Annotated in this window: 18 protein-coding genes; 11 read left to right on the forward strand and 7 right to left on the reverse strand. The window is 68.1% G+C overall.

What is annotated here, in order from left to right:
* Positions 1-147: 147 nt before the first annotated feature.
* Positions 148-1029 carry a BadF/BadG/BcrA/BcrD ATPase family protein gene (locus DOL89_RS12045; RefSeq protein WP_119679377.1) on the forward strand — a complete coding sequence of 294 codons (882 nt, stop codon included), beginning with the start codon at positions 148-150 and terminating at the stop codon, positions 1027-1029.
* Complete coding sequence (gene nagA / locus DOL89_RS12050; protein WP_225889779.1) at positions 1026-2207, forward strand: N-acetylglucosamine-6-phosphate deacetylase; 1182 nt, start codon at positions 1026-1028, stop codon at positions 2205-2207. The genes DOL89_RS12045 and nagA overlap by 4 nt, the downstream gene beginning before the upstream one ends.
* Positions 2208-2288: 81 nt before the next feature.
* On the opposite strand, the gene DOL89_RS12055 is transcribed toward nagA, so the two are convergent.
* Entirely contained in the window at positions 2289-2963 is a 675-nt protein-coding gene (locus tag DOL89_RS12055; protein WP_162937478.1) for an outer membrane protein, read from the reverse strand.
* 257 nt (positions 2964-3220) lie between these two features.
* On the opposite strand from DOL89_RS12055, the gene DOL89_RS12060 reads away from it, so the two are divergent.
* On the forward strand, positions 3221-5482 hold the full coding sequence (locus DOL89_RS12060; RefSeq protein ID WP_119679379.1) for a mechanosensitive ion channel domain-containing protein: 2262 nt from the start codon (positions 3221-3223) through the stop codon (positions 5480-5482).
* On the opposite strand, the gene DOL89_RS12065 is transcribed toward DOL89_RS12060, so the two are convergent.
* Positions 5473-5868, reverse strand: a complete 396-nt coding sequence (locus DOL89_RS12065; RefSeq protein WP_119679380.1) for a VOC family protein — start codon at positions 5866-5868, stop codon at positions 5473-5475. The genes DOL89_RS12060 and DOL89_RS12065 overlap by 10 nt on opposite strands.
* A 186-nt stretch (positions 5869-6054) precedes the next feature.
* Here DOL89_RS12065 and DOL89_RS12070 point away from each other — a divergent pair, with 186 nt between their 5' ends.
* The 5 genes from DOL89_RS12070 (at position 6055) to DOL89_RS12090 (ending at position 10626) form a co-directional block, all read left to right on the forward strand.
* The gene (locus DOL89_RS12070; protein ID WP_162937479.1) at positions 6055-6732 is read left to right on the forward strand and encodes a hypothetical protein; all 678 of its coding nucleotides are present in this window, start codon (positions 6055-6057) and stop codon (positions 6730-6732) included.
* Between the two features lie 105 nt (positions 6733-6837).
* A complete protein-coding gene (locus DOL89_RS12075) occupies positions 6838-8220 on the forward strand; it encodes an alpha/beta fold hydrolase (protein ID WP_119679382.1) in 1383 nt (460 codons plus the stop codon).
* A 7-nt stretch (positions 8221-8227) separates the two neighbouring features.
* On the forward strand, positions 8228-8995 hold the full coding sequence (locus DOL89_RS12080; RefSeq protein ID WP_119679383.1) for an MlaA family lipoprotein: 768 nt from the start codon (positions 8228-8230) through the stop codon (positions 8993-8995).
* 315 nt (positions 8996-9310) lie between these two features.
* Positions 9311-10021, forward strand: coding sequence for a Crp/Fnr family transcriptional regulator (locus tag DOL89_RS12085; RefSeq protein ID WP_162937480.1), 711 nt, complete (start codon positions 9311-9313; stop codon positions 10019-10021).
* A 251-nt stretch (positions 10022-10272) separates the two neighbouring features.
* Complete coding sequence (locus DOL89_RS12090; RefSeq protein WP_119679385.1) at positions 10273-10626, forward strand: response regulator; 354 nt, start codon at positions 10273-10275, stop codon at positions 10624-10626.
* 303 nt (positions 10627-10929) lie between these two features.
* Here DOL89_RS12090 and DOL89_RS12095 read toward each other — a convergent pair whose 3' ends face one another.
* From DOL89_RS12095 to DOL89_RS12110, 4 genes are all read right to left on the reverse strand, one after another.
* Positions 10930-11505, reverse strand: coding sequence for a type 1 glutamine amidotransferase domain-containing protein (locus tag DOL89_RS12095; protein ID WP_119679386.1), 576 nt, complete (start codon positions 11503-11505; stop codon positions 10930-10932).
* A gap of 94 nt (positions 11506-11599) precedes the next feature.
* Entirely contained in the window at positions 11600-12019 is a 420-nt protein-coding gene (locus DOL89_RS12100; RefSeq protein WP_119679387.1) for a hypothetical protein, read from the reverse strand.
* A gap of 15 nt (positions 12020-12034) precedes the next feature.
* The gene (locus tag DOL89_RS12105) at positions 12035-14326 is read right to left on the reverse strand and encodes a xanthine dehydrogenase family protein molybdopterin-binding subunit (RefSeq protein ID WP_119679388.1); all 2292 of its coding nucleotides are present in this window, start codon (positions 14324-14326) and stop codon (positions 12035-12037) included.
* Positions 14326-14799, reverse strand: a complete 474-nt coding sequence (locus tag DOL89_RS12110; protein ID WP_119679389.1) for a (2Fe-2S)-binding protein — start codon at positions 14797-14799, stop codon at positions 14326-14328. The genes DOL89_RS12105 and DOL89_RS12110 overlap by 1 nt, the downstream gene beginning before the upstream one ends.
* A 282-nt stretch (positions 14800-15081) precedes the next feature.
* Here DOL89_RS12110 and DOL89_RS12115 point away from each other — a divergent pair, with 282 nt between their 5' ends.
* Together DOL89_RS12115 and DOL89_RS12120 are read left to right on the forward strand one after the other, a co-directional pair.
* Positions 15082-16281 (forward strand): efflux RND transporter periplasmic adaptor subunit, encoded by a 1200-nt coding sequence (locus DOL89_RS12115; RefSeq protein WP_162937481.1) that lies wholly within the window; start codon positions 15082-15084, stop codon positions 16279-16281.
* Entirely contained in the window at positions 16278-19439 is a 3162-nt protein-coding gene (locus DOL89_RS12120) for an efflux RND transporter permease subunit (protein WP_119679391.1), read from the forward strand. The genes DOL89_RS12115 and DOL89_RS12120 overlap by 4 nt, the downstream gene beginning before the upstream one ends.
* Before the next feature lie 9 nt (positions 19440-19448).
* Here DOL89_RS12120 and DOL89_RS12125 read toward each other — a convergent pair whose 3' ends face one another.
* On the reverse strand, positions 19449-20114 hold the full coding sequence (locus DOL89_RS12125; RefSeq protein ID WP_119679392.1) for a TetR/AcrR family transcriptional regulator: 666 nt from the start codon (positions 20112-20114) through the stop codon (positions 19449-19451).
* A 129-nt stretch (positions 20115-20243) separates the two neighbouring features.
* Between DOL89_RS12125 and DOL89_RS12130 the strand changes: the two genes are divergently transcribed.
* Positions 20244-21428: an efflux RND transporter periplasmic adaptor subunit gene (locus DOL89_RS12130; protein ID WP_119679393.1), complete on the forward strand. Its 1185-nt coding sequence runs from the start codon at positions 20244-20246 to the stop codon at positions 21426-21428.
* The last annotated feature ends 2 nt before the right edge of the window (positions 21429-21430 follow it).

A 21430-nucleotide genomic window follows, 5' to 3' on the forward strand; every position in this document is an offset into this window, starting at 1 on the left:
GCGACGGGACGTAAACCGCTCCTGGAAGGTTCCGCTCTTTCGCACAGCCCCCGGTCTCGCCCGCCCTTTCCAGAACGGTCGGCAGGGCTTACAGCTTTGGCGGCGATTTCAGGGCCGGGGCCGGCCGGCGGGGAATAGGGGCGGCGCATGGTTTCCAGCGGGTTCTTCATCGGCGTCGATGGCGGCGGCACCGGCTGCCGCGCCCGCCTTTACGACGCGGACGGCGCGCCCCTGGCCCAGGGTGCGGGCGGACCGGCGAACATCCGTCTCGGCCTGCCTGCCGCCTGGACCGCCATAATGGAAGCGGTGGACATGGCGCTCGGCCGGGCGGGGCTGGACCGCTCGGCCCTGCCCAGCATCCGTGCCGGTCTTGGACTGGCCGGGATCGTCACGGAAGTCGACCGCGACCGGGTCGTCGCCTCGGCCCCGGCCTTTGCCGAGACCCAGGCCGCCAGCGATGCGCACACCGCCTGTCTGGGCGCCTTCTCCGGCCGGGACGGCGGGATCGTCATCGCCGGAACCGGCAGCGCCGGCCATGCCGTGATCGGCGGGCGGGGCATCGGCATCGGTGGTTGGGGATTCGAGGTGTCGGACGACGGGTCCGGAGCCTGGATCGGGCGGGAAAGCGTCCGTGCGGCGCTGCACGCCCATGACGGGCTGATCCCCGCCAGCGCTTTCACCCGGCAGGTGCTGGACCAGTTGGGCGGCGGTCCCGACATTGTGGTCGGTTGGGCCGGCCGGGCCACGCCCGGCGACTACGCCCGCTTCGCACCGGCCGCGCTGGCCGCGGCGGCGGAGGGCGACCCGGTTGCCGCCCGTATCGTCGCGTCAGCCGGCGAGGCCCTTTCCGCCCTCTGCCGCCGGCTGTTGGAGCTGGGAGCGCCCAAGGTCTGCCTGATGGGCGGGCTGGCCGTGCCGCTCCGCCCCTGGCTGCCGGCCGGGCTGCTTCCCAGCCTGACGGAACCGGAAGGCGATGCCATGGACGGGGCCATGCTGCTGGCCCGCGTCGCCGCCGGAGCCGCCCCATGATCCCGCAGGACAGAGGAGTCGACGCCATGCGGCACGCGCTGGCGGGAGCCCGCATCTTCACGGGCGAGGAGTTTCTGGACGGCCACGCCGTGCTGCTGGAGGGCGGGCGCATCCTGGACCTGCCGCCCGAAGGCAGCCTTCCCCCCGGCTTGCCGGTGGAGCGGCTTCCGGCCGGCAGCCTGCTTGCGCCCGGCTTCATCGACACGCAGGTGAATGGCGGCGGCGGGGTGCTGTTCAACGACAGCCCCACGGCGGAGGCCTGCCTGGCCATCGCGGCCGCACACCGCCGTTTCGGCACCACGTCGCTGCTGCCGACCTTCATCACCGACGCGCCGGACCGCATGGCGCAGGCGGCAGCGGCAGCGGCCGAAGCCGCAGCAATCCCCGGCAGCGGCGTGATCGGCGTGCATCTTGAGGGGCCGTTCCTGGCGCCGGCCCGCAAGGGCGTGCATGAGGAAGGCTTCATCCGCACGCCCGGCGAGGCGGATATCGAGGCGCTTTGCGCACTGCCCGCCCGTTTCGCGCCGGGCCGGGTACTGGTGTCGCTGGCGCCGGAGATGGTGACGGACGCGCAGATCGCGCGGTTGGCAGCGGCCGGGGTGGTGGTGGCGGGGGCGCATTCGGCGGCCGGCTTCGATCGCACCCTTGCCGCCGTTAGAGCCGGGCTGAGGGGGTTCACCCACCTGTTCAACGCCATGCCGCCGCTGATGAGCCGGGAGCCGGGCATCGCCGGGGTGGCGCTGTCCACCCCGGATACTTTCTGTGGCCTGATCGTGGACGGGGTGCATGTGCATCCGGCCATCCTGCGGCTGGCACTGGCGGCGAAGCCGGCGGGAACCCTGTTCCTGGTGACCGACGCCATGCCGCCGACGGGCACGGACGTGACCAGCTTCCCCCTGTACGGCCGCACCATCCACCGCCGCAACGGCAGGCTGGAGACACAGGACGGGGTGTTGGCCGGGGCGGATATCGACATGGCCACGGCGGTGCGCAACTGCGTCACGCTTCTGGGGCTGGATTTGGGGGAGGCTCTGCGCATGGCCAGCCTGTACCCGGCGCGTTTCCTGACGCTGGACGACCGTCTGGGCCGGATCGCGCCCGGCCATGTCGCCGATCTGGTGCTGTTGGACGGCGAAGTCCGGGTCCTGGACACCTGGGTCGCGGGACGGCGGGGCTGAAAGAAAAAGGGCGGATACGCCCAGCGCATCCGCCCGTCCAGTCCGACGCCGGCCATGGCCGGCGAAGCATCCAGTTGGCGCTTAGAACTTGTAGCCGACCGAAACCATGATCTCATGCACGTTGAGATCGGAGTCGATGCCGCCCTGGGTGGAACTCAGCCCGACCTCGCCCAGATCGGCATAGCGGTAGCCGATATCGGCGAACATGTTGGTGGAGAAGTCGAAGGCGACGCCGGCCATGAGCTGCCAGGCGAACTGGTCGTCCTCATCGCCGAAGAAGTCGCGGAACTCCCCTTCCAGATTGTCATTGTCGATGTCCACGAAGACCGTGGCGTCATCGACCTTGGTCGTGGACAGGCCAGCGCCGACGCCGACATACGGACGAACGCCTGCCACCGGACCGAGATTCATGGTCGCGAAGTCGTAATAGGCGTTGAACATGTAAGCCTGGTTCTCGACCTGGCTGTCCAGATCGGCTGCACCCGGCACCACGCCGCGGCCGCCTTCCACGATGTAACGGTCGCGCCAGTCGGCCATCACGTCGACGCGGATGTTCGGCGTGAAGCGGTACCCGACGCCAAGGCTCCAGAGCGGGGAGTAGTCGATCTCGTCCTCGCCGGAGATGGAGTAGCCGAGACCGCCCCGGATGTAGATCCCCGGATCGGTGGCGCCGCTCTGCTGCGCCATGGCCGGCACAGCCGACATCAGCAGAACCGGGGCGACGAGGGCGGGAAGTGTACGGGACATACGGCCCATGGAAGTCTCCATTGTTACGGGTGGCACTCCAACGCCCAAACCTTCGGATCGCTCCAACGAAAATCCAGCAAAACAAAGGATCGTTGCACATCCGCAACAATATACCTTCGATAGGAAAAGGGGTGGGCGTACCCGCAGCCGGGCGGTCGGACGGGCCCCGCCGCCCATGCCATGTCAGCGGATCGGCTGTTGGGGAGCGTGACGCCAAGCTGTTCCGGCCACGGGCCGGCGCCTTTCCCCGATCACAGCGGACCCGCATGTCCCGTCTTCTCGCCACGATCCTTCTCGGCCTTCTGCTGCTGTCCTGCCATGCGCCGCAGCCCAGCCATGCGCAGACTCTGCCCGGCATTCCGGCCACGGCCCCCGAAGCGGGGGAACCGGCGCGCGAGCCGCCATCTCCGGAGGAAATCCGCCAGCTGACCGCTCTCCTCCAGGACCCTGGACAGCGGGAGGAGCTGATCCGGAGACTGGAGCTGCTGGCCGCTGCCGCCGAGCCGCCGCAGGAGGTGGAGCGCCCGTCCGAGGCGATCGGGTCGCAGCTGGTCGATGCCATCTCCGAGCAGGTCGGCGGGCTGCGGGACGAGCTGTGGATCGTCGGCTGGACGATGGCAGGACTGACCCAGGCCGGCGACTGGATCGAGGAGCAGTTCCGCGACCGTCAGCGGCTGAGAAACGGCGCCATCCTGGGCGGGGAGCTGGCCTTTGCAATTGCCCTGGGCTTCGGCGCCGGATGGGCGGCACGACGCCTGCTGTCCGGGTTGAGACGCTCGATGAGCAGCCGTATACCGGCAGGTCTCATGGGGCGCGCAGGCGTGCTGGCCGCCCGGACCCTGCTCGACCTGATTCCGATCCTTGCCTTCGCCGCGGCCGGGTACGGGGCGCTGGCGCTGCTGGACCCGCCGCGGACGTCACGGCTTGCGGCGCTGGCGATCCTCAACGGCGGCATCGTCTATCAGATGCTGGTGACGGTGAGCCGGGCCATCCTGACGCCGGCCTCGCCGAACCTCAGGCTGGTATCCATCGGCGACGGGGCCGCGCGGGAGATCTACAAATGGGGCCGCCGCATCGGCGGCGTGCTGATCTACGGCTATTCGGCGACGGCTACCGCCGACCTCCTCGGCCTTCCGCCGTCCGCGCAGTCGGCCGTGCTCAAGCTGCTCTGGCTTGTCGTCGGCGTACTGGCCGTGGTCGCCATCCTGCGGAACAGGCGGCGGGTCGGGGAATGGATCGCGGGTTCCGGCTCCGCCTCCGGTCAGACGGATGAAGCCGGCCTGCAGACATCCCTGTATTCGCTCGCCCTGGCGCGGCAGCGCTTCGGCCGGATCTGGCATATCCTCGCCATCGGCTATGTGGCGGCGATGTACGCCGTCTATTTCCTAGAGATTCCGGACGGCGCATGGCTGGTGCGCCGCGCGGTCTATGGAACGCTGGCGATCCTGGTGGCGCTGGTCGTGCTGCAAGGCATTCTGGAGCGGACGCGCGACAAGCTGGCAGGATCGGCGGAGGGGGCCGCCCCGGCGGGCCGCATGCCGGGACGGGTCGCCAGCCTGCTGCAGGTATTGCAGCTGGCGGTAGGCATATTGGCGGTGGGCCTGATCCTGATGGCCTGGGGAGTCGATATCCCCGGCTGGCTGGCCTCGCCGGCGGGCGAGCGCATCGCCGGTTCCGCCGCCACCATCGCCCTGATCATCGGCATCGCTTATGTGGTGTGGGAGTTCGCCAGCGGCGCCATCGAACGCAGGCTGGCCCGATCCGACCGGCAGGGCAAATCCATCGAGCCCAGCGCCCGCGTCCGCACCCTGCTTCCCCTGCTGCGCAGCACCCTGCTGATCTCGATCATCACGGTGGCCGGGCTGACCATCCTGGCGGAGATCGGCGTGGATGTGACGCCGCTGCTGGCCGGCGCCGGCGTCTTCGGCCTTGCCATCGGCTTCGGGTCCCAGGCGCTGGTCAAGGACCTGATCACCGGGCTGTTCTTCCTGCTGGAGGACGCGATGTCGGTGGGCGACGTGGTCAACGTGTCGGGCAAGGGCGGGCTGGTCGAGGCGATCAGCATCCGCAGCCTGCGCCTGCGCGATCTGGATGGAACGGTGCACACCATTCCCTTCGGGTCGGTCACCATGCTGTCGAACATGACCAAGGGCTTCAGCCACTACGTCTTCGACGTCCGGGTCTCGTTCCGGGAGGACACCGACCGGATCATCGCCGTCATGCGCGAGCTGGACGAGGAGTTGCGCAGCGACCCGGACTTCAAGCACCTGATCCTGGAACCGCTGGAGGTGCTGGGCGTCGACGGGTTCCTGGAGAATGCGGTGCTGGTCAAGGCGCGCATCAAGACCCGCCCGATCCAGCAATGGAATGTCGGGCGGGAGTTCAACCGCCGCCTGAAGAAGCGTTTCGACAGCATGGGGATCGAAATCCCCCTGCCCCAGCTCAAGCTGCATACCCCGCAGGAACAGCTTTCCGACCAGGGGGCGGAGCCGGATCGCGCCCGGCTCCGGGTGCCGGGTCAGGTGTAGCGGCCGCCGCGCTGCAACACCTCGATCTTGTAGCCGTCCGGGTCGGTCAGGAAGAAGAACTTCGCCAGGGGCTTCCCGTCCTGGCTGAGCTGCTTCAGCGGGGTGGGCTCGAAACCCTGCTCCACGGCGCGCCTGTGCTCCGCCTCCGCGTCATCGACCGAGAAGGCCAGATGGCCGTAGCCGTCGCCGATGTCGTAGGGCTCGGTACGGCCATGGTTCAGCGTCAGCTCCACCTCGAAATCCGCCTCCGCGTTGCGGAGGTAGACCAGCGTGAAGCCGTCGAAATCGTACCGGTCCGCAAGCTCCAGCCCGAAGGCCCTGCCGTAGAATGCCATGGACCGGTCCAGGTCCAGCACCCGGATCATGGAATGGATCGCCTTGGCCATTGGTCTGCTCCTGCTCGAATGAACCGCTCTGTTTTAAACGGAACCGGCTCCTGGGGAAGGTTCGGATGCGCATGCAGGGCATGCCGCCCACTGTGACCCCGGTCACAGCCGACCCCAACCCGGAAAAGCTGGGATCGTATCGACGGGCGGCAAGGGCCGCGCCGTGCTTCCGTGATTCGGACAGCCATGATGCAAATGATCTTCTGGGCAGCGCCCCTGCTGGTGTTTGTCGTGGCCCTGGCGCTCGAGATCGGGCTGGGCCTTCCCCTGACCGCGGACGAACTGGCCCCGGTGGAGATGTTCCAGGCCGTCCTTCTGGGCTTGGGCGTGATCGCCGCAATCCGCGCCTACCGGTGGAGCCGGGCCGAGCATTCCCCCCTCGCCTTGTGGTTCGTCCTGGCCATTGCCGGCTGCACCTATGTGCTGCTGGAGGAGGTGAGCTACGGCCAGCATCTGTTCGGCTGGGCAACGCCCGAGGGCTGGAACGCGCTCAACGACCAGGGGGAGACCAATCTGCACAACACCTCCGCCTGGTTCGATCAGAAGCCGCGCATCCTGCTGGAGGTCGGCGTCCTTACCGCGACCCTGGCCGCCACCTTCTGCGCTTTCCGCAGTCGCCCGCTGCTGCCGCGGCTGGGATCGGTCATGCCGGGTTCCGCCGTGATCGCCCCCGGCTGGATCGCCGTGGCGGCATTCATCCTGGACGAGGTTCTGCTGAACACGCTCGGCCTCGATTTCGGCATCGCCCGGCCGAGCGAACTGGAAGAGCTGTACCTGTACTGGACCGTGCTGGCCTATCTGGCCGAACGCTATCCCCAGGCGCGGCACCTTCCTGCCGCCCGCGGACAGGCGGGATTACGGTGAACGGCCGGCCCGCGCGGATTGAAGTTCCGTGACAGGCGAACAACAGCGCAGCCGCGGCGTTCAACAGGGGACCGGCGGAATGCCAGACGATACCAGGACGGACCGATGCCCCACCGACGCAGCCCCGCGTCCAGCCTGACGGAGAAGCGGATTCCGGCAGGTCGGCCCCGGAGCGCATGGTTCAGCGGCCCGGCCGCCCTTCTCCTCCTGCTCCTTGCCGCCGGTTGCAGTTCCGCTCCCGACAGGGCTCGGGTCCCGGATATCGCGGCCGAACCGCCGGCCTACGACTACCCCATCGACAATCCCTGGCTGGCGACCATCATCCGCACGCCGCCGGAGCAGCGCGCGATCCTGCCGGAGCCGGAGGAGACCGAGCGCAGGACCATCAGCATTTTCCCGGACCGGCAGGTGCCGGAAGGATTCTGGTACTATCGCGGACTGAACTATACCGCGATGACGCAGCCCGGCCCGGCGCCCCTGGCCTTCGTGATCGCGGGAACCGGGGCGGACGACCGCGCCGGAGTGGCGGCGACGTTGGGCCGGGCGTTGTACGCGGCCGGCATGCATGTGGCGTTGCTGCCCTCCCCCACCCATCCGAACTTCATCGTCACCGCCTCCGCCACCAGCCTTCCCGGCCGGGCCACGCAGGATGCGGCGGACCTGCTGCGGGCGATGCGTGCGGTCGAGGAGGATCTGGGGAAGGACGGCGTCGGGATCACGGGCTTCCACCTGACCGGCTACAGCCTCGGCGGCTGGCATGCGGCCTTCGTGGCGATGCTGGACGGGCAGGACCCGCATTTCCGGTTCGGCCGCGTGCTGCTGCTGAACCCGCCCATAAGCCTGTACAGCTCCATCCGCACCATCGACCGGATGCTGACCGAAAGGCTGCCCCACGGGGTGGACGATCTCACCACCTATCTGGATCAGGCGACCGAGCGCGTGTCCAGCGTGCTCCGCACCACCGACGCGCTGGAGTTCGACGGCGCGAACCCGGCCCTGACGCTGTATGAGCAGATCGATCCCGACGACGACGATCTGGCGGCCGCCATCGGCCTGTCCTTCCGCCTGTCCTCAGCGAACCTGATCTTCACCGCCGACGTGATGAGCAACAGCGGCTACATCTTCCCGCGCAACAGGCCATTCCTGTCCACCACGCCGCTTCAGGACTATTTCGCTGTCAGCATCCGGACCAGCTTCCTGGATTACTTCCGGGACATCTATTCGGAGTTCTACGGGCGTGGACCGGACCCGGACCGCGAGGCGCTGATCCGGCAGGCGAGCCTGACCAGCATCGCAGGGTTCCTGACCGACGCCGGGCACGTCGCCGCATTCACGAACCGCGACGACGTCATCCTCGCCCCTGGGGATCTTCAGGAACTCCAGCGCCTGTTCGGGTCCAGGCTCCACGTCTATCCGAACGGCGGCCATCTTGGGAACGTGGAGCACCGCGCCGTCGTCGCCGACATCGTCAACTTCTTCAAGGGTTGAGCTGCCCATGCCACCACGGACGGATGGATGGCGGCCATTGGCCTGCCTTGCGGGATTGCTTCTGCTGGCGGGGTGCGCCTCCCAGCCGGACGCCGGCGTACCGCCGGAACCGCCGCGTCGGCAATTGTCGGAGCTGTCCAGCGATGCCGACGAGGCCAACCCCATCCTCATCTACGATCCCATCGAGAGGACGAACCGCGGTCTCTACAAGTTGAACGCCCGTGTCGACGAGGCGATCCTGCTGCCCGTCGTGGACACCTATCAGGAGGTGACGCCGAGCTTCCTGCGCCGGCGGGTCTCCTCCTTCTTCCTGAATCTGGGAGAGGTCGGAAACTTCACAAATGCCGTCCTGCAGCTCAGGCCGAAGAAGGCCGGGCAGACGCTGGTGCGCTTCGCCCTGAACTCCACCATCGGGCTTCTGGGTCTGTTCGATGTGGCATCGGAAGCGGGGATCAGCCGGCAGAAGGAGGATTTCGGCCAGACGCTGGGCTATTGGGGCGTTCCCGAGGGCCCTTATCTCATGCTGCCGCTGCTGGGTCCGTCGAACCTGCGTGACGGCGTCGGGCGGGTGATGGACAGCTTCGTCCTGAATTTCGACGTCGTGCCGGACGTGGTGGACCACAGCGACGGATATGAGGTCGCGCAATACGGGCTGCGCCCCATCGATGTCCGCTACCGCACCGGCTTCCGCTACCACCAGACCGGCTCGCCCTTCGAATACCAACTGGTCCGGTTCGCCTATACCCAGGCGCGCCGGCTACAGATTCTGCAGTGAGCGCGGGGAAGGCGGCCACTCTCCTTCTGCTGGCGGAGATGCAGAACGGCTGGAAGATTATTTGACTGAAGCCGTTACGAGATGAACCAGACCAACAGCATCACCGAGACGGTGCTGCGCAAGCGCGGGCGATGGGCGGCAGCCCACCCTCCACCATCCGCGCCGCCAGCGCTCCGCCCACAGCCGGGCTGGGATGCTTGATCTTGGAAAGCGCCGCCTAACCGCCCATACTGCCCTCATCGCTCCCAGGAACAACCGGCGGGAGCGGCTGAGAGATGCGTGTGCTCCCGCCTACCATGTGCAGGGAGCGCGCCCGTGCCGCATTCCATTCCATCCGCTCCCGTGCAGAACCGTATCCTGCTGGCCCTGACGGCGGCAGATCGTGACCGTCTGCTGGGCGTTCTGGAACCGGTGGAACTGCCTCTTCACCAAGTCCTGCACGAGGCCGGCGAATCGATCCGCCATGTCTATTTTGTCGAGGACGGTGTCGTCTCCCAGCTGGCCCCGCTGGAGGGCGGCCAGGAGATCGAGGTCGGGCTGATCGACCGTGAGGGGCTGGTCGGCTTTGCCGCGGCCCTTGGGGCCGAGACCACCAACACCGAAGCCATGGTCCAGATGCCTGGGCGGGCCCTGCGCATGAGTGCCGAGGCCCTGCGGGCGGAGATGGAGCGGGGTGGGCTCGTGCCGGCCCGCATCCTGCGCTTTGTGCACACCATGTTGGTGCAGACCAGCCAAGTGGCCGCCTGCAACATCCGGCACACGCTGGATGAGCGCCTGGCGCGCTGGTTCTTGATGATGCACGACCGGGCGCATGTCGACCGGATGCCGATCACCCATGAGTTCATGGCCATGATGCTGGGCGTCCGCCGCGCCGGCGTGACGGTCGCGGTCAACACGCTGGCGAAGTCGGGGGCGATTGCCCAAGAGCGCGGATTCGTCAACGTGCTCGATCGCTCCCGCCTGGAGGGCGCATCCTGCGAGTGCTATCAGGCAATCCGCCAGGAAGTGGACAGGGTGCTGGGGTAAGCGGCATCCAAATCGGGGGAAAGCGATCCGGGCTGTCGAACCGGAAGACATGGTTGTTCTGAACAGCGCGCATCGGGCAAGTGCGCGGCAAGCGATCCGGCTGCTGGCATCTGGCCGTGTATAACGTTCACGAAGAGGTAAGTCGGTGCGCTATCGGACAGACCAGAAGCGCTATCCGCACCACGGTGCCGCCTGATGAGGTCTCTCCCTAACCGGGAGGGCATGACGATGGGCTACGGTGAGGTGCGGATATGAGTGATCTGCTCAATCGCAAACGCGTGCTCCTCGCAGAAGATGATATCCTTGTTGCCCTGGGTTTGCAGGCCTGTGCCCATGATGTGGGTCTGGAAACCCTGGGCCCGGTCAGGTCGGCCCAGGCCGCCCGGAACGTTCTTTTTGAGAAACGCCCCGACTATGTTCTGCTGGACTACCGGCTTGCCGATGGCGCGGCGGAAGGCCTGGCAGAGATATTGCGCGCCGAGGGCATTCCCTTTGCCTGGATGACCGGCTGTTCGCGATGGGAAATACCACCGGGGCCTGAGCCGATCCTGCAGAAACCCTGGGAGCCGGCCGCTCTGCGGAAGCTGTTCACATCCATTTCCTGATCGGCTCTTTCGGCGGCTGGTGCCCGCGAGCTTGTAGCCGTCGCGGTCGTTGGCCCCAGGCCTTTCCCTGTCGCGTTTTGACACGCGACTGTCTTTCCGGAGAAATCTCCGACACAGCCTAACTGCCGGAATAATGCCGATCGGACGGGGATGGTGTCATCCCACCCATGCCATCGGCAACGGCAAAGCCGCCGCACTCGCCTGATTCCGGGTGAATCCCAAGTATCAGGCGAACGCGACGGCTTGCCCCAGTTTAAGCTCGGGGATAGGGGCGATCTCGCCCCCTCCCGAGGGAGTCCGGATTTACTCCGCCGCCTGCTGACGACGATTGTCGTGACGGCCCTCGCGGATTTCCTCGATCACCTTGCGGGTGAAGGCCGGGATGTCGTCCGGCTTGCGGGACGTCACCAGCCCGTTGTCCGTCACCACCTGCTCATCCACCCAGGTGGCGCCCGCATTGGTGAGGTCGTTGCGCAGGGAGGGCCAGGATGTCATGCGCTTGCCCTTCACCCCGCCGGCATCGATCAGCGTCCAGGGGCCATGGCAGATGGCCCCGATGGGCTTGGCGGACTGGACGAAGTGGCGCACGAAGTCGATGGCCTTGGATTCCAGCCGCAACTGGTCGGGATTGATCACGCCGCCCGGCAGCACCAGCGCGTCGTAGGAGGACGGATCGGCGCTGTCGAGCGCCGCATCCACCGGGATCATGTCGCCCTTGTCATGGTGGTTCATGCCCTGGATCTGCCCGCCCTTCGGGGCGATCACATGAACGGTGGCGCCGGCCTCCTTCAGCGCCTTCACCGGTTCGGTCAGCTCGACCTGTTCGACGCCGTCGGTGGCCAGGACGGCGACCTTGCGGCCCTTCAGTTCGTCTGCCATGGGAAACTCACTCCAGGAATGGTTGGAACGGCCCCTCCAACCACCGGGGCGCCCGGATGTTGCGGCAGCGAATGCAGCCGGGCGCCCGCTGTCCTTAATCGGCTTCCAGCACCTGCTCCACCTCCGCGACCGCCTCCTCACAGGCGGTGGTGTTGCCTTCCTGGTCGAAGGAGCGAGCCTGGTTCAGCTTGGCCTTGGCCTGTAGAACGCGGTCGCCCCCGCCTCCGGCTTCCTCCGCCTGCTCGACGGCTTCCTCCTCTTCTTCCGGCTCCTGATAGGGCACGGCGGGGGCCTCCACCGGCTCGTCCTGGTTCTCGGCGTTGACCGCTACGCCCTCGCGGGCGCCGGCGACGCCCTGCCCGCCCGAGGAGGCGGAGATGGAGGCTTCCGCCTTCTCATCCAGCACCGTCTCCAGCTCGGCGATGCGCTCGCCGCAGGACTGGGCCTGCGCCTGGGCCGGCCCGAAGGCCAGGATGCCCCCGACCGCGATCGCCAGCGTCATAAAGGTCTTCATGGCATGTTCCTTCGGTCAGGCGGTGAGCTGGTCGCCGATGGGGAGCTGGCGGATGCGCTTCCCCGTGGCGGCGAAGATGGCGTTGGTGATGGCCGGCACGACCGGCGGAAGGCCAGGCTCGCCGACACCGCCCAGCGGCATGTCCGGGCTGTCCGCCGGGATCAGGTGGACATGGATTTCCCGCGGAGAGGTATTCATGCGGGCCAGCTCGTAGGTGTCGAAATTGTTCTGCTGCGCCCGCCCGTTCTCGAAGGTGATCTCCGCCGACAGCGCCTGCCCCAGACCCATGATCACCGCCCCCTCCATCTGGGAGCGGATGCGTTCGGGGTTGACGTGCGGGCCGCAATCCACGGCGATGTCCACCCGCGGGATGGTCACGGCGCCGTTCTCGGCCACCGCCACCTCCGCCGCCACGGCCACATAGGTGACGAAGCTGTAATGGGCGGCGATGCCGAGGCCGCTGCCCTTCGGAACCTGCCGGCCCCAGCCGATCCCCTTCGCCGCGGCATCCACGACCCGCCGCAGCCGGCCGGTGTCGATGACGTACAGCTCGGGGTTCTCGCCATAGTTCCAGACATCGCCGATCTCGGTCGGGTCGATCTTCCGCGGCGGCCCGATCAGTTCCAGCAGGTAGTCCTTGGGATCGCGCCCGGCCTCGTGCGCCAACTCGTTGACGAAGGACTGGATGGCGAAGGCGTGCGGGATGTTGGAAACGGATCGGTACCAGCCGACGCGGACATGGGCCGGCGCTTCCGGATTCTCCCCCCGGAAGTTCGGGATGTCGAAGGGCGTATTGGTCAGGCCCATGCCCAGCTCGAAGGGAAGCTGGTGCTTCGGGTCCGGCGCGAAGATCGCCCCGATGGTCGGGGCCACGCTGCGGTGCAGCCAGGCGATCGGCCTGCCCTTCTCGTCCAGCCCCGCCTCCAGCCGCTCGACCGAGACGGTGTGATAGTAGCTGTGGTGCAGGTCGTCCTCGCGGGTCCAGGTGACCTTCACCGGAGCGCCATCCATGGCCTTGCTCAGCAGCCCGGCCTCCAGCACGAAGTCCGGCTTGGATTTGCGCCCGAATCCGCCGCCCAGCAGGGTCACATGCACCGTGACGTCCTGTTCCGACAGGCCCAGCCGCTCGGCAAGGCGCAGCTTTGTGACCTGCGGCGCCTGGGTGCAGGCCCAGGCCTCGCACTTGCCGTCGACGATGCGGGCCACGGCGGCCGGCGGCTCCATCGGCGCCTGGGCCAGATGGGGGATGTAGTACTCCGCGGTGACGCGCTTCGCCGCCTTGGCGATGGCGCCGTCGAAGTCGCCCTGGGCGCGCACCAGCTTGCCGGGCTTGCGCGCGGCCTCTTCGAGCTGCTTGCGGTAGGCCGGGGAGGAGTAGCCGGCGTTCGGCCCGTCCTCCCACTGGATTTTGAGCTGCTCCCGCCCCTTGATCGCCGCCCAGGTGTTCCGCGCGATCACGGCGACGCCGCCCAGCGGATGGAACTCGGAGGGAATCTCCGGCGCATCGATGGCGACGACCTTGACCACGCCCGGCACCTTCAACGCTGCGGCGTCGTCATAGCTGGCGACCTTGCCGCCATAGACCGGCGGGCGGGCCACCACGGCGTAGAGCATGTCGTTCAGCCGGACGTCGATGCCGTAGGTCGTGTGGCCGGTGGTGATGTCCCAATTATCCACCAGACCGATATTGTCCTTGCCGATATAGCGGAAGGCATCCGGCGACTTCAGTCGCACCGCGTCGCCTTCCGGCACCGGCAACTGCGCCGCGGCCTTCGCCAACTCGCCATATCCCAGCGACCGGCCGGACGCCTGGTGCACCACTGCGTGGTTCTGCGCCCTGACCTCCCCGACCGGCACGCCCCACTGGGCCGCGGCCGCCTGCTCCAGCATGGTGCGGGCCGCAGCGCCGGCCCGGCGCATGGGCATGAAGAAGTGGCGCAGGCTGCGGGAACCGTCGGTGTCCTGGTTCCCGTAATATTCCTCGTTGCCGTCCGCCTGGGCCACATGGACCCGGTCCCAGTCGGCTTCCAGCTCGTCCGCCAGCACCATGGCGATGGAGGTGCGGACCCCCTGCCCCATTTCGGAACGGTGGCAGGTGAGAGTGACGGTGCCGTCCTCGGCGATGGAGATGAAGACGTTGGGATCGTCGCGCCAGCCATTCGGCATGGCATCGCGCCCGAACTCCTTCTTCTCCTCGTCCTGGGCGCGGCCCAGCCGGGGCAGCCCGACGGCGATGACGAAAGCGCCGGCCCCGAGCCCGGTCAGGAAGCCGCGGCGGCTGGCATTGATGAGGGTCACGTCGCGCATCACTCCGTCCCTCCCTGGGCGGTATCGCTCTTGGCCGCCTGCTTGATCGCGGCACGGATGCGGGGGTAGGTGCCGCAACGGCAGAGATTCCCGCTCATCATGTTGTCGATATCTTCGTCCGTGGGCTCCGGCGTGGTCGACAGCAGGGCCGCCGCCTGCATGATCTGCCCGGCCTGGCAGTATCCGCATTGGGAGACGTTCAGCTCCCGCCAGGCGACCTGGACCGGGTGGTTGCCGTCGGACGACAGGCCTTCGATCGTGGTGACCTCGGCGCCTTCGGCGGCCGAGACCGGGGTGATGCAGGAGAAGGCGGGCGCGCCGTCGACATGCACGGTGCAGGCGCCGCAAAGGGCTTGGCCACAGCCGAACTTGCTGCCGGTCAGGCCGATCTCATCCCTCAGATACCAGAGCAGCGGCATCTCCGGATCGCCATCGAAGCGGCGTTCTTCGCCGTTAACGGTCAGGGTGATCATCGAGGCTCGTCCTTTCCCGACAGATAGGAACATGGCCGCACGGGCCGGCCAGCCGCGCGGAACGGCGCGGTTCGGGTATAAACCCGAATTCCGGGGGCGGGGTTTCATGCCTGCGGCCAATTGCTTCGGATGGCAGGCACGAGGAGGGCCAATCCTGCCGCATGGCGGCCATCGCCCTTGGCAGACCCGCCTGTTTCGCCAGCGCCGGTTGTGCGGCTGCACAGGAACGAACCGCACCGGGTTCCTGTTGCGTCAAGCATCACAGGCGCCGGGGTTCCGTCGATGGCAAGCACCACAAGTCCAGCATCCATGCCTGTCCGCTCCCTTCTGGGCGCGGCATCGCTTGCCTTCCTGATGGTCACGGCCGTTCCCGCCGCAGCACAGCAGCCCGCACCGCCGCCCCCCGCCGTGGTGGTGGAGACGGTGACGACCGCGCCCGCCGAAGCGCCCAACGAGTTCGTCGGGCGGGTAGAGGCGGTGCGGTCGCTGGACGTGCTGGCACGGGTCCAGGGCTACATCGCGGAGGTGGCGTTCCAGGAAGGGGCAGCCGTCGAGACCGGCCAGCTCCTGTTCCGGCTGGACCGCGCGCAGTACGAGGCGGAGCTTGCCGCCGCCGAGGCGCAGCTCCGGCGGGCGGAGGCCGCCGCCGTGGAGGCGGAGCGCAGCCTGGCCCGCTCCCGGGAGCTGCGGGAGAACAACACCGTGGCCCAGGCCCGGCTCGAGGAGGAGATCGCCGCATTCGAAGGCGCGCAGGCCGACCTGATGGAGCGCCGGGCCAATGTGGATCTGGCGCGACAGAACCTGTCCTATACGGAGATCACCGCCAGCATCGACGGCCGCATCGGGCGCGCATTGTTCACCATCGGCGCGCTCGTCGGTCCGCAGAGCGGTCCGCTGGCCCGGATCGTCCAGATCGATCCGCTACGGGTCGTCTTCTCCCTGACCGAAACGCAACTGATCGAGGTGCGGCAGGCGCAGGCCCGCGGTGATGCCGTCGCCGCTGAAAGCCTGGCATTCCAGGTCCGCCTGCCCAACAACCAGATCTACCCGCTGACCGGCACGCTGGACTTCATCGGAAGCGAAGTGGACCCGAACACCGGCACGGTTCCCGTCCGCGTGCTGTTTCCCAATCCGGATTCCATTCTGCTTCCTGGCCAGTTCGTCTCGCTCGTGGTGTCGCCCAAGGACCCGCAACGGCTTCCAGTCGTCCCCTTCTCCGCCGTGCAGCGTGACCGCGAGGGGCCCTATGTCTTCGTCGTGGCGGAGGATGACACGGTGAGCCGCCGCCGCATCGCCACGGGCGCCCGCCTGACCGGCGGCTGGGCCGTGCAGGAAGGGCTGGAGGCAGGCGAGGTCATCGTGGTGCAGGGCACCCAGCGCCTGCGCGACGGCGCTCGCGTCCAGCCCGCCGAACAGGGGGTGGCTGACGCCTCCGGCGGGGCACAGGGCGAGGCATCGGCCGGCCAGGATGGCGGCCAATGATTTCCAGCACCTTCATCTCCCGGCCGCGGCTCGCGGCGGCCATTTCCATCGTTATCGTGCTGGCCGGCGCCATCGCCTTCTTCTTCCTGCCGGTCACCCAGTACCCGAACATCACCCCGCCGACGGTGAACGTCTCGGCGACATATCCCGGCGCCAGCGCCGACGTGATCGCGGACACGGTCGGCGCGCCCATCGAGGCCGCCATCAACGGCGTGGAGAACATGCTCTACATGTCCTCCACCAGCTCCAACGCCGGCGTCTATTCGCTGAGCGTGACCTTCGAGGTGGGGACCGATCCCGATATCGCGCAGGTGAATGTACAGAACCGGGTGCAGTTGGCGACATCCCAGCTTCCCCCCGCCGTGGCCCAGCAGGGGGTCACGGTGCGCGCCCGGTCGCCCGACTTCCTGATGGCCATCGCCTTCTTCGCCGCGGAAGGCGGCCCCGACCCGCTGACCGTCAGCAACTATGTCGGCACCACCGTCGCCGATTCCATTTCCCGTGTGAACGGCGTCGGCGAAGCGGCCACCATCGGCACCGCGGATTACGGCATGCGGGTCTGGCTGAACCCGGATCGGATGGCGGCCCTTTCCATCACGCCGGGCGACGTGGTCGCCGCGATCGAGCGCCAGAACCTCCAGGCCTCGCTGGGTCAGGTGGGCGGGTCGCCCGCGCCCGCGGGACAGGCGGAGCAACTCACCATCACCTCCCAGGGCCGGCTGCCGGATGCAGAGGCCTTCGCCGGCATCATCGTGCGGACGGGCGACGAAGGCGCCATCGTGCGCATTCGCGACATCGGCCGGGTCGAGCTTGGCGCGCAGAGCTATCAGGCGCAGGCCGACTTCAACGGCGTGCCCACCACCATGCTGCAAATCTCCCAGTCGCCCGGCGCCAACGCGCTGGAAACGGCCGACCAGGTGGCGGCCGAGCTTCAGCGGCTGGAGGCGACCTTCCCGCAGGGGCTCGAGTACGCCGTCGTCTACGACGCGACGCGCTTCGTCCGGGCGACGGTAGAGGAGATCATCCTCACCCTGCTGATCACCTTCGCCATCGTGGTCGCGGTCACCTACATCTTCCTGCAGAGCTGGCGCGCCACCCTGGTTCCTGCCCTGACCATCCCGGTCTCCCTGATCGGCACGCTCGCGGTGCTGCTGGCGGCGGGCTACTCGGCGAACACAGTGAGCCTGCTGGCTCTGATCCTGGCCATCGGCCTCGTGGTGGACGACGCCATCCTGGTGGTGGAGAACGTCCAGCGCAATCTGGAGGAGGACGAGAATCTCGGCCCCGTGGAGGCGACCCGCCGAGCCATGTCGCAGGTCACCGGCCCGATCATCGCCACCACCCTGGTATTGCTGGCCGTGTTCGTGCCCACGGCCTTCCTGCCCGGCATCAACGGGCAGCTCTACCGCCAGTTCGCGGTCACCATCTCCTCCGCCCTGGTGCTGTCCTCGGTGATGGCGCTGACCCTGGCGCCCGCCCTGGCCGCCGTGCTGCTGCGCCACACGGCACCGCACCGACGGGGGCCGCTGGCCTGGTTCTCCCACGGGCTGGACCGGACCCGGTCGGGTTACGCGCGGATAGTCGAGTGGATCGCGCGCAGGGCCGCGGTGGCGTTCCTGGCCGTCGCCGCCTTCGCCGGCATCGCGGCGTTCCTGTTCATCGGCCTGCCGACCACTCTTGCCCCGGCGGAGGATCAGGGCGCCCTGTTCGTGGATGTGCAGCTTCCCGACGCCGCCTCGCTCCAGCGCACCGAGAACATCATGGGCGAGGTGCAGCAGATTCTGGCCGACACGCCGGGCGTGGAGAATGCCGTCACCGTCGCCGGCTTCAGCATCCTGCAAGGCTCCGTCCAGCCCAATGGCGGCCTCGCCATCGCCTCGCTCGAGCCATGGGACGAACGGACATCGGCGGAGGAGCAGCTCGGCGGCATCCTGGGCAGCCTGCAGCAGCGGTTCGCCACCATTCCAGGCGCCATCATCGGCGCCTTCCCACCGCCGCCCATCCCCGGCGTCGGCTCCGTCGGCGGGTTGGAGCTGCGGCTCCAGGCCCAGTCGGGCCAGTCCCCGGCGGAACTGGCCGAGGTGGCCCGGGCCTTCGCCGCCGCCGCCAATGAAAATCCGGCTGTCGGCAACGCCTCCACCACCTTCTCCGCCGATGTGCCGCAGGTCTATCTCCGCGTCGACCGCACGCGGGCGGAGGCGTTCCAGGTCGGGGTCGGCGACATCTACGCCACCGTGGGGGCCATGTTCGGCTCGCGCTACGTCAACGACTTCACGCTGGGCGGGCGCGTCTATCAGGTGCTTCTCCAGGCCGACGCCCCCTTCCGCGCCGCGCCGGAGCAGATCCTGAAGCTCTATGTCCGCAATGCCGCGGGCGATATGCTGCCGGTCCGCTCGGTCGCCAGCATCGAGAACTCCTTCGGCCCCTATTCCCTGTCGCGCTACAATCTCTATCCGGCGGCGCAGATCAACGCGCAGCCCGGACCGGGCGGAAGCGCCGGCGCCGCCATCGCGGCCATGGAGCAGGTGGCCGCCGAGACCTTGCCGGAGGGATACGGGTTCGAATGGACCGGCACCGCCTTCCAGCAGCAGCAGTCCAGCGCCCAGGCCCCGGCCATCTTCGCCATCGCCCTGATCTTCGCCTACTTGTTCCTGGTGGCGCAGTATGAAAGCTGGGCCCTGCCGGTGCCCATCATCCTGTCGCTGACCGTGGCGGCGCTGGGCGCCGTGGCACTGTCATGGCTGGTGGGGACCGAGAACAGCCTCTATTCCCAGATCGGCCTGATCCTGCTGATCGGGCTGGCGAGCAAGAACGCGATCCTGATCGTCGAGTTTGCCCGCACCCAGCGGGATGCCGGCCACTCGATCCAGGAGTCCGCCGTGATCGGGGCCGTGCAGCGGTTCCGGGCCGTGCTGATGACGGCGATCTCCTTCATCGTCGGCGTGATCCCGCTGGCCATCGCGTCGGGCGCTGGCGCCGGCGCCCGCCATGCCATCGGCGTGACCGTGCTGGGCGGCATGGTGGCGGCCACCACCATCGGCATCCTGGTGATCCCCGGCCTTTATGCCGGCATCGAGTCCCTGTCGGAGCGGCTGTCCAGCCACTTCGGCTCGTCCCGCCCGCAGGAGCTGGACCGGCGGCACCGCCCGGCCGAGTAGCGCCGCCGGTCAGGCCGCCGCCCCCTCCTGCTCCACGCCGGGGCGGGCGCCGTCCAGGAACAGGCGGACGGCGACGTGGATGGCAGGCTCCACCTCCTCCATCCGGATCGGCCGGTGGGGAAGGACCAGCCGTTGCAGCATCATGTTGCTGGTGATCATGCCGATGAAGGCGCGCGCCGCCAGAGTGGGCTCCTCGATGCGCAGATACCCTTTTTCAGAGGCGCAACGAAGATAGTCCGCCAGCCGCTGGGTGGCCGTTTCCGGCCCGATCTTCCAGAAACTCTCGGTCACGGCTGGAATCCGCTCCGCCTCCGTCACCAGGATGCGCAGAACGGCCAGCCCCTCCTCATCCATCAGCGCCTTCACGAAGCTGATGGCGAACTGGGTCAGCGCCTCCTCCGGCGTGCGCCAGCTATTCGCCTGACACGCCGCCATCTCGCCCAGAATCCGGCTGTTGCTCTCTTCCATCATGGCCCGGAAGAGGCCATCCTTATCCCCGAACAGCTCATAGAGCGTCGCGCGAGAGCCGCCGGCACGTTCCAGAATATCGCTCAGCGTCGTCTTCTCGAAACCCTTCTCCACAAACAGGGCGGCCGCGGCATCCAGCAGGGCGCGCCGGCGCGCCTGTCCCCGCGGGCCGATGCAGGATGCATTCCTGCTTCTCTCAACGGACATTCCAAAGCTCCTTGCCGGACGAACGCTCCGGACATACTTTACATCCCAGTGTACTGAGCAGTACAGTTCGCGTCCAGTTCGGAGAATGGCGGCCTGCGGCCCCCGGTCCGATTGTCAAGGGAAGCTGAAATGTCGACATCGAACGTGATGGCCCGATTTGTGGGCCTTGCCGCGTTGGCCGCCCTCCTGTCCGGCTGCGGCGAGCAGGAGCAGAACCAGGCCGGCGCGCCGGCGGCCGGCCCGGTTGAGGTCGGCGTTGTGGAAATCCAGCCGCGCCGGCTGGAGGTCTCGACCGAACTGCCCGGCCGCACGGCTCCGTTCCGCGTCGCCGAAATCCGTCCCCAGGTCAGCGGCATCATCCTGAAGCGGCTGTTCGAGGAAGGCTCCACCGTCAAGGAGGGGCAGCAGCTCTACCAGATCGACCCGGCCCCCTATGAGGCCGCGCTGCAGAGCGCCAAGGCCGATCTGGCCCAGGCGGAAGCCAATCTGAAGGCCGTCCGCGCCCGCGCCACCCGGTACGAGGAGCTGGTGAAGCGCAGCAATGTCAGCCAGCAGGCCTATGACGACGCTATCGCGGCGCTGGGCCAGGCGGAAGCGCAGGAGCTGGCGGCCCGCGCCGCCGTTGAGACGGCGACCATCAATCTGGAATATACACGCGTCTACTCCCCCATCTCCGGCCTGATCGGCAAGTCGTCGGTCACGGAGGGCGCGCTGGTCACCGCGAATCAGGCCACGGCCCTGGCCACGGTGCAGCAGATCGACCCGATCTATGTCGACATCAACCAGTCGGTCGAGCAGCTGATGCAGCTCCGCCGCGATGCCGCCGAGGGCCGGATCGAGACGGTGGAGGGCCGTGCGCCCGTGACCCTGGACATCCAGGGCCGCCCCTATCCGCACAAGGGCGAGCTGCAGTTCGCCGATGTGACCGTGAATCCGGGCACCAGCTCGGTGCAGCTCCGCGCCGTCGTGCCCAATCCCAACCACGAGCTTCTGCCGGGCCTGTTCCTCCGCGCCCGCGTGGCGCAGGGCGAGCGGGAGAACGCCATCCTCGTCTCGCAGCGGGCCGTGACCCGCACGCCGGACGGCGGCGCCCAGGTCTGGATCGTCAACCCCGACGGCACCGTGGCGCCCCGCCCCGTCAAGACGGAGCTGGCCGCCGGCACCGACTGGCTGGTGACCGAAGGCCTGAACCCCGGTGAGCGCGTCGTCGTCGACGGACTTCAGAAGATCCAGCCCGGCGCGCCCGTGAAGCCCGTACCCGTCGGCGGCCCGCAGGTGGCCGGCCGCGAACCGCAGCCGGCGGCCGCACAGTAAGC

Origin of the sequence: Indioceanicola profundi, from assembly GCF_003568845.1 — a bacterium.
GTDB lineage: Bacteria > Pseudomonadota > Alphaproteobacteria > Azospirillales > Azospirillaceae > Indioceanicola > Indioceanicola profundi.

Excerpts from the sequence above, each read along its gene's own strand:
- DOL89_RS12120 (WP_119679391.1), top strand. The coding sequence starts at position 16,278 with ATGATTTCCAGCACCTTCATCTCCCGGCCGCGGCTCGCGGCGGCCATT.
- DOL89_RS12065 (WP_119679380.1), bottom strand. The coding sequence starts at position 5,868 with ATGGCCAAGGCGATCCATTCCATGATCCGGGTGCTGGACCTGGACCGG.
- DOL89_RS12100 (WP_119679387.1), bottom strand. The coding sequence starts at position 12,019 with ATGAAGACCTTTATGACGCTGGCGATCGCGGTCGGGGGCATCCTGGCC.
- DOL89_RS12095 (WP_119679386.1), bottom strand. The coding sequence starts at position 11,505 with ATGGCAGACGAACTGAAGGGCCGCAAGGTCGCCGTCCTGGCCACCGAC.
- DOL89_RS12090 (WP_119679385.1), top strand. The coding sequence starts at position 10,273 with ATGAGTGATCTGCTCAATCGCAAACGCGTGCTCCTCGCAGAAGATGAT.
- DOL89_RS12105 (WP_119679388.1), bottom strand. The coding sequence starts at position 14,326 with ATGCGCGACGTGACCCTCATCAATGCCAGCCGCCGCGGCTTCCTGACC.
- DOL89_RS12080 (WP_119679383.1), top strand. The coding sequence starts at position 8,228 with ATGCCACCACGGACGGATGGATGGCGGCCATTGGCCTGCCTTGCGGGA.
- DOL89_RS12115 (WP_162937481.1), top strand. The coding sequence starts at position 15,082 with ATGGCAAGCACCACAAGTCCAGCATCCATGCCTGTCCGCTCCCTTCTG.
- DOL89_RS12055 (WP_162937478.1), bottom strand. The coding sequence starts at position 2,963 with ATGGGCCGTATGTCCCGTACACTTCCCGCCCTCGTCGCCCCGGTTCTG.
- DOL89_RS12060 (WP_119679379.1), top strand. The coding sequence starts at position 3,221 with ATGTCCCGTCTTCTCGCCACGATCCTTCTCGGCCTTCTGCTGCTGTCC.
- DOL89_RS12070 (WP_162937479.1), top strand. The coding sequence starts at position 6,055 with ATGATGCAAATGATCTTCTGGGCAGCGCCCCTGCTGGTGTTTGTCGTG.
- nagA (WP_225889779.1), top strand. The coding sequence starts at position 1,026 with ATGATCCCGCAGGACAGAGGAGTCGACGCCATGCGGCACGCGCTGGCG.
- DOL89_RS12130 (WP_119679393.1), top strand. The coding sequence starts at position 20,244 with ATGTCGACATCGAACGTGATGGCCCGATTTGTGGGCCTTGCCGCGTTG.
- DOL89_RS12110 (WP_119679389.1), bottom strand. The coding sequence starts at position 14,799 with ATGATCACCCTGACCGTTAACGGCGAAGAACGCCGCTTCGATGGCGAT.
- DOL89_RS12045 (WP_119679377.1), top strand. The coding sequence starts at position 148 with ATGGTTTCCAGCGGGTTCTTCATCGGCGTCGATGGCGGCGGCACCGGC.
- DOL89_RS12075 (WP_119679382.1), top strand. The coding sequence starts at position 6,838 with ATGCCCCACCGACGCAGCCCCGCGTCCAGCCTGACGGAGAAGCGGATT.
- DOL89_RS12125 (WP_119679392.1), bottom strand. The coding sequence starts at position 20,114 with ATGTCCGTTGAGAGAAGCAGGAATGCATCCTGCATCGGCCCGCGGGGA.